A 13,941-nucleotide genomic window follows, 5' to 3' on the forward strand; every position below is an offset into this window, starting at 1 on the left:
CACGCGCATCTACTAAAGCTTTAGTTGACAGGCTTTTGCGGGGCATCTAATATCTACTAAACATTTAGTAGAAAGGCGCATATGGACATTTCATTTACCGACCGCGAGGCCGACGTCATGCAGATCCTGTGGGAGCATGGGCCGTCGGTGGTGGCCGAGGTGCAGGCCAGGCTCGACGATCCGCTCGCGTACACGACCGTGCTGACGGTGCTGCGCACGCTCGAGAACAAAGGCTACGCCGGCCACACCGAGGAGGGCCGCGGCCACCGCTATTTCGCCGCGATCGAGCAGCAACTGGCGCGCAAGAGCGCCTTGCGCCACCTGACCGGCAAGCTGTTCCAGGGCTCGACCGAGCTGCTGTTCACCCATCTGGTGTCGGACCAAAAACTGAGCGAGGACCAGGTCCGCCGCCTGCACGCGCTGCTCAACGAGCAAAACCACGAGGAGAATTCCTGATGCTCGGCCTCATGGGATACACGCTGATCGTGACGGCTCTGCTCGCGGCATCCGGCTGGGCCGCCGAGCGGGTCGCCCTGGTGTGCAGCGCGCCGGCCAGGTGGGTGTGGGTGATGGCGATCGTCGGCTCGCTGGTGCTGCCGGTGGCCGTGCCGTCGGTCTCGTTCGACATGCCCGCAATGCTGGCCGCGGACGGCCCGGCCAAGACTGTCGCGCTGCGCGACATGACCTCGGCCAAACTGACGCCAGCGGCGTGGCTGCCGGCGCAGGCGCAGAACGCGGCCGCCGGCGTCGCGGCCAGCACCGCGCTCAACACCGCGCTCACCTGGGCCTGGGCGGTCGCGTCGGGCGCATTGCTGCTCGCGCTGCTCGGCAGCGCGGTCTATCTGGCCGTGCGCAAGCGGCGCTGGAGCCGCCGGCAGATGGCCGGCGCCTCGGTTTATCTGAGCCCCGATGTCGGCCCCGCCGTCGTAGGCCTGCTGCGTCCGCGCATCGTGGTGCCGGCCTGGCTCGCCGGCGCGCCCGAGCACCAGCAGACGCTGGTGGTCGCGCACGAACAATCGCATCTCGACGCGCGCGATCCGCAATGGCTGACCGTGTGCCTGCTGGTGCTCGTCGCGATGCCGTGGAACCTGCCGCTGTGGTGGCTGATGCGGCGCCTGCGCCGCGCCATCGAGGTCGATTGCGACGCCCGCGTGCTGGCCGCCGGCTACGACCTGAAACTGTATGGCGCCACCCTGATCGAGGTCGGGCAGCGCCGGTCCGCGTTTGTCGGCGCCGCCGCCGCGATGGCCGAATCGCGCTCGTTTCTCGAGCAGCGCATCGGCATCATGGTGCGCCCGCCAAAACGCTGGGCGCGGCGCGCGGCGCCAGCGTTCGCGGCGCTTTCGCTGTGCATGGTGGCGGTGGCCGCGCAGGTCGGCCCGCCGGCCAAGGTGCGCCACCAGATCGCGTTGCCGGCCGGGCTGGTGGCCAACTACGTGGGCTACTACCAGATCGACGAGCACGAGGTGATGGTGGTGTCGCAAGCGGGCGATCGCCTGCTGGCGCAGCGCAACCAGGGCCATTCGTGGAAGCTGCTGCCCGAGAGCGAGACCGGCTTCTTTGTGCGCGGGGCCGACATGCAGGTGCTGTTCGACCGCGCCGGGAAAGGGCGTCCGGCCGCGGGCCTCGTGCTGCGCCAGTATGGCGTCGACGTGCGCGCGCCGCGGGTCGGCGCCGAAGCGGTGCAACGGGTCGACGCCCACATCGCGCGGCGCTACGCCCTCCAGCGGCCGGCGGCCGGCGGCGCGGCGGCAGTGCGGCGCAATCTGGATCTGGCGCGCGACGGCCGCCTCGAACTGGCCGACTTCACGCCCAGCTTCGGCCAGATCGCGCTACGCAACTTGCCGGGATCGGGCCAGCTCCTGAAGGACCTCGGCGCGGTGCGGTCGGTGAAATTCTACGGCGTCAGCAGGCATGGCTGGGACATGTACGAAATCGAGTACGAGCACGGGGGCGCGCTGTGCCATATCGCGATGAATTCGGACGGCAAGATCGCCAACGTCCTGTTCCAGAAAAAGGGAGGAGCCGCGTAGGCGCACACGCATGCTTTTTCTGCATGATGAGCAGGCAGTCATGCTCGCTCGAAAAGTTTAGCCGTACAGAACCCGCGGCTTGCAGGTTCCAACTTCGCGTATAGGCAAGCTTTGCATGGTCGCGGTCGAAGGCCTGGAGCGACTCGACGTGTTCGGCGGCAGTGCCGGGCCGCTGCCCTTGTAAGGGGGGCGCGAATACCTGGCTCCCGTTTGATCTCGCACAAAGCGTGAGGCCGCCCGCGCCGCGTCCCCGGTTTGTGCGGGAACAAGGCGCTGCAATACGGGCCTAAATTTCATGTTCATTATGGATGCCGGCCAGGTCTCGGCGGCTGGGGCATTCCTTTAGGAGATGTCATGGAAAACACGAGCGAGCAACAAACACGGCGCCAGGTACGCCAGGGCTATTGGCAGTACCCCGACATGGCCGTCGACGCCGAGCGGGAGGGCGAAGCGCGGCCGGCCGGGCAGGCGCAGGCAGGGCCGCAGGCACAGGCACAGGCGCGCGCGGCGCCGCGCCAAACCGGCAACCGCTCGAGCTTCGTGGGCACCACGCTCGGCCTGTTCAGCATCGGTGTGGGCATGGCGAACCTGCTCGCGCCGCGCGCGGTGGCGCGCGCCATGGGCCTGCCCGACTGGCCGATGCTGGTGCGCCTCATGGGCGCGCGCGAGCTCGCCTGCGGCATCGGCCTTTTGGCCCAGCCGAGGTCGGTCGCCTGGCGCTGGACCAGGGTGGCCGGCGACGTGATGGACCTGTCCATTTTGGGCGCCTCCGCGTTCGCGCCCGGCGCGCGGCCGCGCCGCCTCGCCGCCACGGCCATCGCGGTGGCTGGCTTCAGCGCGCTCGACGTGCGCGCCAGCACGCCGCAACTGCGCAAGCTGTCGCACGAGGCGCCGGCCGGCGCGAGCGGTCCCCAGCGCGTGCAGCAGGCGGTCCCGGTCAACCGGTCGCCCGACGAGTGCTACCGGTTCTGGCGCAATTTCGAGGCCTTTCCCACCTTCATGCGGCATCTCGAATCGGTCGTCGTGCAAGACGAGCGGCGCTCGCACTGGTGCGCCAGGGGGCCGGCCGGCAGCAGCTACGAGTGGGACGCCGAAATCACCCAGGACGTGTCCGGCGAGGTGCTCGGCTGGCAGTCGCTGCCCGGCGGCGACGTCGACAACGCCGGCACGGTGCGCTTCACCGCCGCGCCGGGCGGGCGCGGCACCATCGTGCAGGTCAACCTCGACTACATGCCGCCGGCGGGGCCGGCCGGCACGCTCGTGGCCAGGCTGTTCGGCGAGGAGCCGTCGCAGCGGGTCAAGGACGACCTGCGGCGCTTCAAGCAACTGATCGAGACCGGCGAGATCGCCTCGACCGAAGGGCAGCCGCACGGCAAACGGACCCTCAAGGCGCGCTTGTTCAACCTGGGAGCGGACAAATGAAAGCGACATGCTGGCACGGCGTCAACGACGTCAGGGTCGAACAGGTGCCCGACCCCAAAATCATCAACCAGGGCGACGCCATCATCAAGATATCGTCGACCGCCATCTGCGGCTCCGACCTGCACCTGTACGACGGCTACGTGCCGGCGATGCAGGCCGGCGACATCCTCGGCCACGAGTTCATGGGCGAGGTGGTCGAGGTCGGCTCCAAGGTCGGCAAGCTCAAGGTGGGCGACCGGGTCGTGGTGCCGTTTCCGATCGCGTGCGGGCAATGCTTCTTCTGCGAGCAGAAGCTGTTCTCGGTGTGCGAGAACTCGAATCCGAACGCCCACCTGGCCGAAAAAATGTGGGGCCGCTCGGCCGCCGGCATCTTCGGCTATTCGCACCTGACCGGGGGCTACGCGGGCGGGCAGGCCGAGTACGCGCGCGTGCCCTACGCCGACGTCGGCCCGCTGGTGGTGCCGCCCGACCTGTCCGACGAGAAGGTCCTGTTTTTGTCCGACATCCTGCCGACCGGCTACATGGCGGCCGAGGCCTGCGACATCGAGCCGGGCCACGTGGTGGCGGTCTGGGGCTGCGGCCCGGTGGGGCAGTTCGCGATCCAGAGCGCCTACCTGCTCGGGGCCGAGCGCGTGATCGCGATCGACCGCTTTCCCGAGCGCCTGCAGATGGCGCGCGAGGTCTCGCGCGCCGAGACCATCAACTACGAGCAGCTCGACGTGGCCGACGCGCTGCGCCAGATGACGGGCGGGCGCGGCCCCGACGCCTGCATCGACGCGGTCGGGATGGAGGCGCACGGCACCGGCCTCACCTACGCCTACGACAGGATCAAGCACGCGATGCGCATGGAGAGCGACCGCCCGACCGCGCTGCGCGAGGCCATCATGGCCTGCCGCAACGGCGGGGTGGTGTCGGTGCCGGGGGTGTACGGGGGCTTCAGCGACAAGATCCCGTTCGGCAGCGTGATGAACCGCTCGATCACGATCAAGACCGGGCAGACCCATGTGCAGCGCTACATGCGCCCGCTGTTGGAGCGCATCGTGCGCGGCGAGCTCGATCCGGCCTGCGTGATCACCCACCACCTCGACCTCGACGACGCGCCACACGGGTACGAGATTTTCAAAAACAAACAGGAGCAGTGCGTGAAGGTGGTGATGCATCCACACCACTGAAGCGCTGTCGTCGTCGATTGGTTTGACAGCATCAGAAACCGCAAACCCGCCGTGATTACTAACAAGAACAAACGTCGTCCTCGCGGACGCGCACCGCTGTCCGGGATAAAAACTTGACATGGCAATGCGCTGAGTTGGTCATTGAGTCGCTTCAGAAATCGTGTCGCAGACAACTTGAATATCAAAACCAACGTCATCCTCGCGGACGCGCACTGCTGTACGGGAAAAAAACTTGACATGGCAATGCGCTGAGTTGGTCATTGAGTCGCTTCAAAAATCGTTTCGCAGACAACTTAAATATCAAAACCAACGTCATCCTCGCGGACGCGCACCGCTGTCCGGGATAAAAACTTGACATGGCGATGCGCTGAGTTGGTCATTGAGTCGCTTCGGAAATCGTGTCGCAGACAACTTGAATATCAAAACCAACGTCATCCTCGCGGACGCGGGGACCCATGCTGGCTCTGCATATACGCACAGCCCGAACCTTTCGGTCCGCGCAGCAGGCGGTTGAAACCGAACGGCTCGTCGCTGCAGACTCAGCACCGGAGCAAACGCGTGAGTTTTGCGCATACGCGAGGGGTCTATTCTGCCAATGGCAGGAACGACGCGAACCGTTGTTGATACGTAGGCTCGTGCGGTGCGATTCCTGCGGCGGCGCAAGAGGCAAGGCTCAGAGTGAATGCGGGTCACCTCACTCCGGCTTGCGCAACCTGCCCAGCAAAGCCTCGACGCTCTCACCCATCGGCAGCCCGTGGCCGCGCAGCAGTTGCACATGCAGCACCAGGTTTTCAAGCACCAGCTTGGCAGAGACCGCGAGCAGGGTCATCAGTTTGTCCTCGTGGCTGAAGTTGTCCATCGCCGCCGCCATCTCGCACAAATGCGAGGCCACCAGCAGCCGCAACTCGTCCTCGCTGAAGGGCAGGTCGGAGAAGTCGATCGGGTCTTCGATTTCGACTTCGAGCATCATCGCTGCGAGTTCTTCGGGTTTGATCGGCATGCTCGGCTCCGCTTGTTGGCACACCCCATTCTAGGCCAGACCCGGCGCCTCAAGCGACAAGTTTCAAGCGAACCGGCACGCGCATCTGCGCGGCGACATACGCACCGATCCGCGCTAGAATCTGCGTCACACTTGTCACTTTGTCTTGATCGGACGCCATGGCGCGGATTACCTTCACGCAACAACTGGCGCGTTTCACCAGCGTGCCCGAGGTCGATTCGGCGGCGACGACCCTGCGCCCCGGGCTCGAGAGCGCGTTCGCCCTCAATCCGACCCTGCGTGGCTACGTGCTCGACGACCAGGACCACCTGCGCGAGAACGTCGTCGTCTTCATCGACGGGCGGCGCTGCACCGGACGCAGCAAACTGGACGACCCCCTCAACCCCGACAGTACGGTGTACGTACTGCAAGCACTCTCTGGAGGCTGATATGAGCGACCGCGCATTCCTGTCCACCCGCAAGGGCCTGTTCGAACTGGAACGGAAGGGCGCCGGCTGGGAGCTCGGCGCCAGCCACTTCCTCGGCGAGCCGGTTTCGATCGCGCTGCCCGACGCGCGCGACGGCACGCTGTACGCGGCGCTTAACCTCGGCCACTTCGGCGTCAAGCTGCACCGCAGGGACGCCGGCGGCGACAGCTGGACCGAGATCGCCGCGCCGGCCTACCCGCTCAAGCCCGAGGGCAGCGAGGACCCGGTCGAGTGGAAGAACAAACTGGTCTGGGCGCTTGAGGCGGGCGGGGCCGACGAGCCGGGCGTGCTGTGGGCCGGCACCCTGCCGGGCGGCTTGTTCAAATCTTGCGACCGCGGCGACTCGTGGGAGCTGGTGCGCGCGCTGTGGGACGTGCCGCAGCGCGGCCAGTGGTTCGGCGGCGGCTACGACACGCCCGGCATCCACAGCATCTGCGTCGATCCGCGCGACAGCAAACGCGTGGTCGTGGCGGTCTCGTGCGGTGGCGTGTGGCGCACCGTGGACGGCGGCGCCAGTTGGACCGTGAGCTCGACCGGCATGCGCGCCGACTACATGCCGCCCGAGCCCAACGAGAACGATGCGGTGCAGGATCCGCACCGCATCGCCCGTTGCGCCGCCAGCCCCGACATCCTCTGGTGCCAGCACCACAACGGCATGTGGCGCTCAGAAAACGACGGCGTCCAGTGGCAGGAAATCAAGGATGCGCCGGTGTCCAATTTCGGCTTCGCGGTCGCGCCCCATCCGCGCGACGGCAACACCGCCTGGTTCGCGCCGGCCGAGGCCGACCAGCGCCGCATCCCGGTCGGCGCGGCGATGGCGGTCACGCGCACGCGCACGCGCGACGGCGGCAGGAGTTTCGAGGTGTTTCGCACCGGCTTGCCGCAGACGCATTGCTACGACCTGGTCTACCGCCACGGCCTGGCCGTGGACGACGACGGCAACACCTTGCTGATGGCCTCGACCACGGGCGGGGTCTGGATGTCGGACGATGCGGGGGACAGCTGGCAGACGATTTCGGCGACCATGCCGCCGGTCTACGCGGTGCGGTTCGGCTAGCTCCGGGGGCCCCGTCGTCCGGGTCGGGCACCCCGGGCCTCTCAGGCGAAGGTGTCGATGCGCCCGCCTAGGGCCGGGCTGGACGATTGCAGCCGGGCCACGCGGACGCGCTCCTCGGCCGCGTCGCGCGCGCGGCGGTCGCTTTCGAGTTGCGCCTCGCTGCGTTCGAGTCGCGCGCCGTCTTCGCGCGCCTGCGCCTGGCTGCGCTGCACTTGCCGCTCGGCCTGCAATTGCGCTTGCCGCTCCGCCTGCAATTGCGCTTGCCGCTCCGCCTGCGCGACCGCGGCTTGCTGGCCATTGATGGATTGAATGGTTGCCACGTTCGGTCTCGGGTCGGTTTCCTGATGGGAGATGCGATAAGACTAGGTCAAAAACGGCGATATTTCCAGTAGAAATTTCAAATAAGTAACTATCTCTTAGGAAAAATGTCCATCACAGCGGTTGGACGCCGGGCGACTCCGCCCTGTCACAGGGCGAAATCTTGCTCGGCGGTTTGATTTTTTCGGCGCTCGGCGGTACCACCGGGTCGTTCGTGACGCTGTTCCTCTTCAAGCGCCAGGTTGACAGGTTCGCGTGACGCGGTTGCTATAATCACAGCTTATGACACGATTGTCCCATCAAGCCCTTTCATGAACCTCAAGAGCCTCGCCCTCACGCTGGGCATGTCCAAGACCACGGTCAGCCGCGCGCTCAACGGCTACCCCGAGGTCAGCCTGAGCACGCGCGAGCGGGTGCTGGCCGCGGCCAAGGAGGCCGGCTATGAGGCCAACCCGATGGCGCGCAGTCTCGCGGTCGGGCGCACCAATGTGTTCGGCATCATCTACCCGCTGCTGCCGAGCGACCTGGGCGACCCGATGTTCCTGTCGGTGGTCGGTGGCATGGCCTCGGCGCTCGAGAAGAGCAAGATGAACCTGATCATCGCCCCCGTCTCGCCCCAGAACGAGCTGCCCTCGTACCAGCAGATGGTGCGCGGGCGGCGCGTGGACGGCTTGGTGGTCAGCCGCACGCTGGTGCACGACGAGCGCATCGCCTATCTGATCAAGCAGGGGTTTCCGTTCGTCGCGCACGGGCGCACCGAGCTGGCGCAGCCCTACGCCTGGTTCGACTACGACAACGAGGCCGGAATCGGACTGGCCACCGACCGCCTGCTCGGGCTCGGGCACCGCCGCGTCGCGCTGATCAGCGCGCCGCTCGAACTGAACTTCGCGCTGCAGCGCAAAAACGGCTTCGTCGCGCGCATGCGGGCGGCCGGACTCGAGCCCGACCCGCGCCACCTAGTCGACAACACGCTCGACCGGCGCAGCGGCTACCAGGCGATGCAGCTGCTGCTGGCCTGTTCGCCGCGGCCGAGCGCCGTCATCGTCGACAACCATCTGTCCGGGGTCGGCGCGGTGCGCGCCCTGCTCGACGCCGGCCTGTCGATCGGCCGCGACATCTCGATCATCGTCTGGGGCAGCGTCGAGGACACCCTGAACGGCTCGAACGTGACCACCATCGACCAGCCCGGCGCCAGCGCGGCCGGCGCCAAGATGGTCGAGATGCTGCGCGAGCTCGTCGGCGGCGCCCAGCCGTCGGCCTTGCAGGTGTTATGGCAGCCGGTGCTTCTGCCCGGCTCAAGCGTCGGCCCCGGCCCCGGCTGACGGCGCCGGCGGCGCCGGCAGCGCCAGGCGCACCAGCAGCACCGACAGCGCGGCCACCGCGGCGCCGGCCAGCATGTCGGCCAGGTAGTGCCCGCCCATGCTCGGCGTCGACAGCAGCATCAGCGCATTGAGCGCCAACATCCACGGGAACAGGCGGCGCTGCCCGCGGAACGCGTGGATGAACACCAGCGCCTGCGCCGTGTGGTACGACGGCAGCGTGACGATGCCCTCCATGCTCGTGAAGTAGCCGGCGCTGCCGTCGCGCAGCGCCAGCAGGTGTGGCAGGTGGATCGCCTCGTCGAGGTTCTGCTGGAAGTGGTGGAAGGTGCCCAGCGCGGGGAACAGCGCCGCCACCGCCACCGTGAACATCATCGCCAGCAGCGATATCCACCACAGCTCCCGGTTGCACCGGTTCTGCCCGGTGCAGGCGAAGTAGATGACGGATGCGATGATCTGCGGGCCGCCGCTGAGGTAGGCGGCCAGCAGTATCCAGTACAGCGCCTGGTTCGAGCGTGTGAAGGCGTTCCACGGCTTCCATGCGAAGCCGAGCAGCGCGTCGATCCGCTCCAACTGCTGGTCGTACAGCGGGCCGCCGTGCCACGCCGCCAGGTAGCTCAGGATGCAGGCGACGACCATCAGGTTCACCCACAGTGCGCAGTAGTAGGCGCAGCCGGCCAGCGCCGGGCTGCGCCGCGTGACGTCGTAGTACAGGCCGATCACGATCAGCGCCGCCGATCCTGCCAGCAGGGGGCCCAAGGGGCCGAAACCGAGGCCGATGCGGCTCGCCCAGATGGTCGCCAGCAGCGCCAGCGCGGCCAGCACGCCGAATGCGACCAGCGGCGTCTGGTCGAAGCGCAGCGGGCCGGACAGGCGGAACGAAAAAGAATGTGTGATCGACGACATGCGGCACCTCGGACGTGGGAATATTGATCGGCTTGCTTGCCAAGGATAGAATATTGTCGATAGGACTTTATTGACTAAAAGCAATCACGGTCGGCTTTAGCCATGCTGAAATGAATTTTCACTTCTCCGAAGAGGTCCGCATGTTTCGTTACTTGATCAGCCGGATGGGGCGCGCCGGGGGCCGCGGCGCGACTGGCGCGGCGGCGCGCGTGCCGGCCTGGTTGTTCCTGCGCGAATTTTTGCGCAATCCCGGCGCCATGGGCGCGCTGTGTCCGAGTTCGGAGCGGCTCGCCGCGCGCATCGCCCACCAGGTCGACCTGAGCCAGGAGGGGTGGATCGTGGAGCTGGGGGCGGGCACCGGCGCGGTGACCGAGGCGCTGCTGCGGCACGGGGTGCGCCCGGAGCGGTTGATCGTGATCGAGCGCTCGCGTTATCTGGTGCGGCATTTGCGCAGCCGGTTTCCGCAGGTGCGCGTGATTTTGGGCGACGCCTGCGACGGCAGCGCGCTGATCGAAGATTGCGTGCCGCTGGCGGCCGTGGTGTCCGGGCTGCCTTTGCGTTCGCTTTCGGCCGAGCAGGTCGCGCGCGTGACGCGCGCCTGGTGCGCGGGGATCGGGCCGGAGGTGAAGGTGATCCAGTTCACCTACGCGCCGCGCGGCGCCTCTGCCTGGAGCGACGCCGGGCTGACCTGGCGCACCGATGAAACCGTGTGGGGCAACCTGCCGCCGGCCCGGGTCGAGGTGTTCACGCGGTAAAGCCGCTCGGCGGTTAATGAATTGCTGAGCAAAAAAAACCACGTCGCCCCGCCTTCGCGCGGACGACGTGGGTTTGATGTGGCGTGAAGCCTACTTCACGATTTCCGCAGGGCCTACATGTTGCGCCGGTACTGGCCGCCGACCTCGAACAGCGCGGTCGTGATCTGGCCGAGCGAGCACACGCGCACCGCCTCCATCAGCTTCTCGAACACGTTCTCGTTGTCGATCGCGGCCTGCTGCAGGTCCGCCAGCACCCGCGCGCTGCTGCCCGCGTGGCGCCGGTGGAACTCGTCGAGGCGGGTCAGCTGCGACTGCTTCTCGTCGTCGGTCGAACGCGCCAGCTCGATCTTTTGCGGCGTGTCGTTGGCCTTCGGGTTGCGGAAGGTGTTGACCCCGATGATCGGCAGCGTGCCGTCGTGCTTCTGGTGCTCGTAGAGCATCGACTCCTCCTGGATCTTGCCGCGCTGGTAGCCGGTCTCCATCGCCCCCAGCACGCCGCCGCGCTCGGCGATGCGCTCGAACTCGCGCAGCACCGCCTCCTCGACCATGTCGGTCAGCTCGTCGATGATGAACGAGCCCTGGTTCGGGTTCTCGTTCTTGGCCAGGCCCCACTCGCGGTTGATGATCAGCTGGATCGCCAGCGCCCGGCGCACCGACTCGTCGGTCGGCGTGGTGATCGCCTCGTCGTAGGCGTTGGTGTGCAGGCTGTTGCAGTTGTCGTAGATCGCGATCAGCGCCTGCAGCGTGGTGCGGATGTCGTTGAAGTCGATCTCCTGCGCGTGCAGCGAGCGGCCCGAGGTCTGGATGTGGTACTTGAGCTTCTGGCTGCGGTCGTTGGCGCCGTACTTGTCGCGCATCGCGATCGCCCACAGGCGGCGCGCCACGCGCCCCAAAACCGTGTACTCGGGGTCCATGCCGTTGCTAAAGAAGAAAGACAGGTTGGGCGCGAAATCGTCGATGTGCATGCCGCGCGCGAGGTAGGCCTCAACAAAGGTGAAGCCGTTCGAGAGCGTGAAGGCGAGCTGCGAGATCGGATTCGCGCCGGCTTCGGCGATGTGGTAGCCCGAGATCGAGACGGAGTAGAAGTTGCGCACCTGGTGGTGCACGAAGTACTCCTGGATGTCGCCCATGACCTTGAGCGAGAACTCGGTCGAGAAGATGCAGGTGTTCTGGCCCTGGTCCTCCTTCAAAATGTCGGCCTGCACCGTGCCGCGCACGTTGGCCAGCACCCAGGCGCGGATCTTGGCCGCTTCATCAACGGTCGGCTGGCGGGCGTTCTCGAGCACGAAATTGTCGATCTGCTGGTCGATGGCGGTGTTCATGAACATCGCCAGGATGGTCGGCGCCGGGCCGTTGATCGTCATCGACACCGAGGTGCTCGGGCTGCACAGGTTGAAGCCGTCGTACAGCACCTTCATGTCGTCGAGGGTCGCGATCGACACGCCCGAGTTGCCGACCTTGCCGTAGATGTCGGGGCGCAGCGCCGGGTCGGCGCCGTACAGCGTGACCGAGTCGAACGCGGTCGAGAGGCGCTTGGCGTCCATCCCGGTCGAGACCAGCTTGAAGCGGCGGTTGGTGCGGAATGCGTCGCCCTCGCCGGCGAACATGCGGGTCGGGTCCTCGCCCTCGCGCTTGAACGCGAACACGCCGGCCGTGAACGGGAAGCTGCCCGGCACGTTCTCGAGCATCAAAAAGCGCAGCACTTCGCCGTGGTCCTCGAAGCGCGGCAGCGCCACCTTGCGGATCCTGGTGCCCGACAGGGTGTGCGCGACCAGGCGGGTGCGCAGTTCCTTGTCGCGGATCTTGACCACGTAGTCGTCGCCGGCGTACGCGGCCAGCAGGTCGGGCCACATCGCGAGCAGCTTCTTGGCGTTGGCCTCGAGCGCGTTGTCGCGCTCGAGGATCAGGTCGTCGAAGTCGGCGCCCTTGCCGGCCGCGGCCAGCATGCGCTTCGACTCGCTCAGTTGCTGGCGCTCGCGCGCCAGCTTGACCTGGCGCGCGGTGTTCTTGTGGTAGCCGCGCACGGCGTCGGCGATCTCGGCGAGGTAGCGCGCGCGGCTTGGCGGCACGATCACGTTCTTGCCGCTCGAGTGCCGGATGTCGGCCGCCGGCAGCTTGCCCGGCTTGGCTTGCAGGCCGAACCCGGCCAGCTTGGGCAGCAGGCCCTGGTACAGGGCGGTGACGCCGTCGTCGTTGAAGCGCGACGCCTGGGTGCCGTAGACCGGCATCTCGTCGGGCCGGCGGCTCCACATTTCGCGGTTGCGCTGGTACTGCTTGGCGACGTCGCGCAGCGCGTCCTGCGAGCCCTTGCGGTCGAACTTGTTGATCGCGATGAAGTCGGCGAAATCGAGCATGTCGATTTTTTCGAGCTGCGAGGCGGCGCCGAATTCGGGCGTCATCACGTACATCGACAGGTCCACGTGCGGCACGATGGCGGCGTCGCCCTGGCCGATGCCGGACGTTTCGATGATGATCAGGTCGAAGCCGGCCACCTTGCAGGCGGCGATCACCTCGGGCAGCGCGGCCGAGATTTCGGAGCCCGCTTCGCGCGTCGCGAGCGAGCGCATGAAGACGCGCGCCTGGCCGGCCCACGGGTTGATCGCGTTCATGCGGATGCGGTCGCCCAGCAGCGCGCCGCCGGACTTGCGGCGCGACGGGTCGATCGAGATGATCGCGATGTTGAGGGCGTCGCCCTGGTCGAGCCGGATGCGGCGGATCAGTTCATCGGTCAGGGAGGATTTGCCCGCGCCGCCGGTGCCGGTGATGCCCAGCGTCGGCACCTTGGCGGTTTTGGCGGCGGCGACCAGCTCGGCGCGCAGCTCGGGCGCGGCCTTGTCGTTCTCGAGCGCCGTGATCAGCTGGGCCAGCGGGCGGTGGCGCGACGCGACGTCGCCCGTTTGCAGGGGCTCGAGCGAGGTCGGCGAGTAGGCGGACAGATCGATGTCGCAGGCCTGCACCATCGATTCGATCATGCCGACCAGGCCCATGCGCTGGCCATCCTCGGGGCTGAAGATGCGGGTCACGCCGTAGGCGTGCAGGTCGGCGATCTCGTCGGGGACGATCACGCCGCCGCCGCCGCCGAACACCTTGATGTGGGCGCCGCCGCGCTCGCGCAACAGGTCGATCATGTACTTGAAGTATTCGACGTGGCCGCCCTGGTAGCTCGAGATCGCGATGCCCTGCACGTCCTCGGCCAGCGCCGCCGTGACAACGTCGTCGACCGAGCGGTTGTGGCCGAGGTGGACCACCTCGACGCCGTTCGACTGCAAAATGCGGCGCATGATGTTGATCGAGGCGTCGTGGCCGTCGAACAGCGAGGCGGCGGTGACGAAGCGCACCTTGTTGGCCAGCTTCGGCTGGTCGGGGGTGAGCTTGGTGGCGGTCGTGATGTCGTTCATGTTGATCCTTGTGTCAGGCGCGGCTGAAGTGTTCTGTACGGTATATGACGTTTACGTAAACGTCAAGTTCGCGCCGCAGCGGCGGAAGCCCGGC

Annotated in this window: 12 protein-coding genes; 8 read left to right on the forward strand and 4 right to left on the reverse strand. The window is 66.9% G+C overall.

The window, feature by feature from the left end; all coding sequences use genetic code 11:
- The first annotated feature begins 81 nt into the window (after window positions 1-81).
- From C7C56_RS03050 to C7C56_RS03065, 4 genes are all read left to right on the forward strand, one after another.
- Entirely contained in the window at window positions 82-456 is a 375-nt protein-coding gene (locus C7C56_RS03050) for a BlaI/MecI/CopY family transcriptional regulator (RefSeq protein WP_106756025.1), read from the forward strand.
- Window positions 456-2,033 (forward strand): M56 family metallopeptidase, encoded by a 1,578-nt coding sequence (locus C7C56_RS03055; protein ID WP_106756026.1) that lies wholly within the window; start codon window positions 456-458, stop codon window positions 2,031-2,033. The genes C7C56_RS03050 and C7C56_RS03055 overlap by 1 nt, the downstream gene beginning before the upstream one ends.
- 354 nt (window positions 2,034-2,387) lie before the next feature.
- Window positions 2,388-3,455: an SRPBCC family protein gene (locus C7C56_RS03060; RefSeq protein ID WP_106756027.1), complete on the forward strand. Its 1,068-nt coding sequence runs from the start codon at window positions 2,388-2,390 to the stop codon at window positions 3,453-3,455.
- Window positions 3,452-4,627: a zinc-dependent alcohol dehydrogenase gene (locus tag C7C56_RS03065; protein ID WP_106756028.1), complete on the forward strand. Its 1,176-nt coding sequence runs from the start codon at window positions 3,452-3,454 to the stop codon at window positions 4,625-4,627. Before C7C56_RS03060 ends, C7C56_RS03065 begins: the two co-directional genes overlap by 4 nt.
- A 694-nt stretch (window positions 4,628-5,321) precedes the next feature.
- Here the strand turns inward: C7C56_RS03065 and C7C56_RS03070 are convergent.
- A complete protein-coding gene (locus C7C56_RS03070; RefSeq protein WP_106756029.1) occupies window positions 5,322-5,627 on the reverse strand; it encodes a hypothetical protein in 306 nt (101 codons plus the stop codon).
- A gap of 158 nt (window positions 5,628-5,785) precedes the next feature.
- On the opposite strand from C7C56_RS03070, the gene C7C56_RS03075 reads away from it, so the two are divergent.
- Window positions 5,786-6,055, forward strand: coding sequence for a MoaD/ThiS family protein (locus tag C7C56_RS03075; protein ID WP_106756030.1), 270 nt, complete (start codon window positions 5,786-5,788; stop codon window positions 6,053-6,055).
- Between the two features lies 1 nt (window position 6,056).
- Window positions 6,057-7,151, forward strand: coding sequence for a WD40/YVTN/BNR-like repeat-containing protein (locus C7C56_RS03080; protein ID WP_106756031.1), 1,095 nt, complete (start codon window positions 6,057-6,059; stop codon window positions 7,149-7,151).
- A gap of 41 nt (window positions 7,152-7,192) precedes the next feature.
- Here the strand turns inward: C7C56_RS03080 and C7C56_RS03085 are convergent, their stop codons facing one another.
- Window positions 7,193-7,471 carry a hypothetical protein gene (locus C7C56_RS03085; RefSeq protein ID WP_106756032.1) on the reverse strand — a complete coding sequence of 93 codons (279 nt, stop codon included), beginning with the start codon at window positions 7,469-7,471 and terminating at the stop codon, window positions 7,193-7,195.
- Window positions 7,472-7,780: 309 nt separating this feature from the next.
- Here C7C56_RS03085 and C7C56_RS03090 point away from each other — a divergent pair, with 309 nt between their 5' ends.
- Window positions 7,781-8,791, forward strand: a complete 1,011-nt coding sequence (locus C7C56_RS03090) for a substrate-binding domain-containing protein (protein WP_106756033.1) — start codon at window positions 7,781-7,783, stop codon at window positions 8,789-8,791.
- On the opposite strand, the gene C7C56_RS03095 is transcribed toward C7C56_RS03090, so the two are convergent.
- Window positions 8,765-9,694: a phosphatase PAP2 family protein gene (locus C7C56_RS03095; protein WP_106756034.1), complete on the reverse strand. Its 930-nt coding sequence runs from the start codon at window positions 9,692-9,694 to the stop codon at window positions 8,765-8,767. The genes C7C56_RS03090 and C7C56_RS03095 overlap by 27 nt on opposite strands.
- Before the next feature lie 140 nt (window positions 9,695-9,834).
- On the opposite strand from C7C56_RS03095, the gene C7C56_RS03100 reads away from it, so the two are divergent.
- Entirely contained in the window at window positions 9,835-10,449 is a 615-nt protein-coding gene (locus C7C56_RS03100; protein WP_229457990.1) for a class I SAM-dependent methyltransferase, read from the forward strand.
- Between the two features lie 113 nt (window positions 10,450-10,562).
- On the opposite strand, the gene icmF is transcribed toward C7C56_RS03100, so the two are convergent.
- Window positions 10,563-13,847 carry a fused isobutyryl-CoA mutase/GTPase IcmF gene (gene icmF / locus C7C56_RS03105; protein WP_106756036.1) on the reverse strand — a complete coding sequence of 1,095 codons (3,285 nt, stop codon included), beginning with the start codon at window positions 13,845-13,847 and terminating at the stop codon, window positions 10,563-10,565.
- Window positions 13,848-13,941 lie beyond the last annotated feature (94 nt).

This window comes from Massilia glaciei (assembly GCF_003011895.2).
In the GTDB taxonomy this organism is placed as follows: Bacteria; Pseudomonadota; Gammaproteobacteria; order Burkholderiales; family Burkholderiaceae_D; genus Telluria_A; species Telluria_A glaciei.

Excerpts from the sequence above, each read along its gene's own strand:
- C7C56_RS03095 (WP_106756034.1), bottom strand. The coding sequence starts at position 9,694 with ATGTCGTCGATCACACATTCTTTTTCGTTCCGCCTGTCCGGCCCGCTG.
- C7C56_RS03060 (WP_106756027.1), top strand. The coding sequence starts at position 2,388 with ATGGAAAACACGAGCGAGCAACAAACACGGCGCCAGGTACGCCAGGGC.
- C7C56_RS03070 (WP_106756029.1), bottom strand. The coding sequence starts at position 5,627 with ATGCCGATCAAACCCGAAGAACTCGCAGCGATGATGCTCGAAGTCGAA.
- C7C56_RS03100 (WP_229457990.1), top strand. The coding sequence starts at position 9,835 with ATGTTTCGTTACTTGATCAGCCGGATGGGGCGCGCCGGGGGCCGCGGC.
- C7C56_RS03090 (WP_106756033.1), top strand. The coding sequence starts at position 7,781 with ATGAACCTCAAGAGCCTCGCCCTCACGCTGGGCATGTCCAAGACCACG.
- C7C56_RS03075 (WP_106756030.1), top strand. The coding sequence starts at position 5,786 with ATGGCGCGGATTACCTTCACGCAACAACTGGCGCGTTTCACCAGCGTG.
- C7C56_RS03055 (WP_106756026.1), top strand. The coding sequence starts at position 456 with ATGCTCGGCCTCATGGGATACACGCTGATCGTGACGGCTCTGCTCGCG.
- C7C56_RS03080 (WP_106756031.1), top strand. The coding sequence starts at position 6,057 with ATGAGCGACCGCGCATTCCTGTCCACCCGCAAGGGCCTGTTCGAACTG.
- C7C56_RS03050 (WP_106756025.1), top strand. The coding sequence starts at position 82 with ATGGACATTTCATTTACCGACCGCGAGGCCGACGTCATGCAGATCCTG.
- C7C56_RS03065 (WP_106756028.1), top strand. The coding sequence starts at position 3,452 with ATGAAAGCGACATGCTGGCACGGCGTCAACGACGTCAGGGTCGAACAG.
- icmF (WP_106756036.1), bottom strand. The coding sequence starts at position 13,847 with ATGAACGACATCACGACCGCCACCAAGCTCACCCCCGACCAGCCGAAG.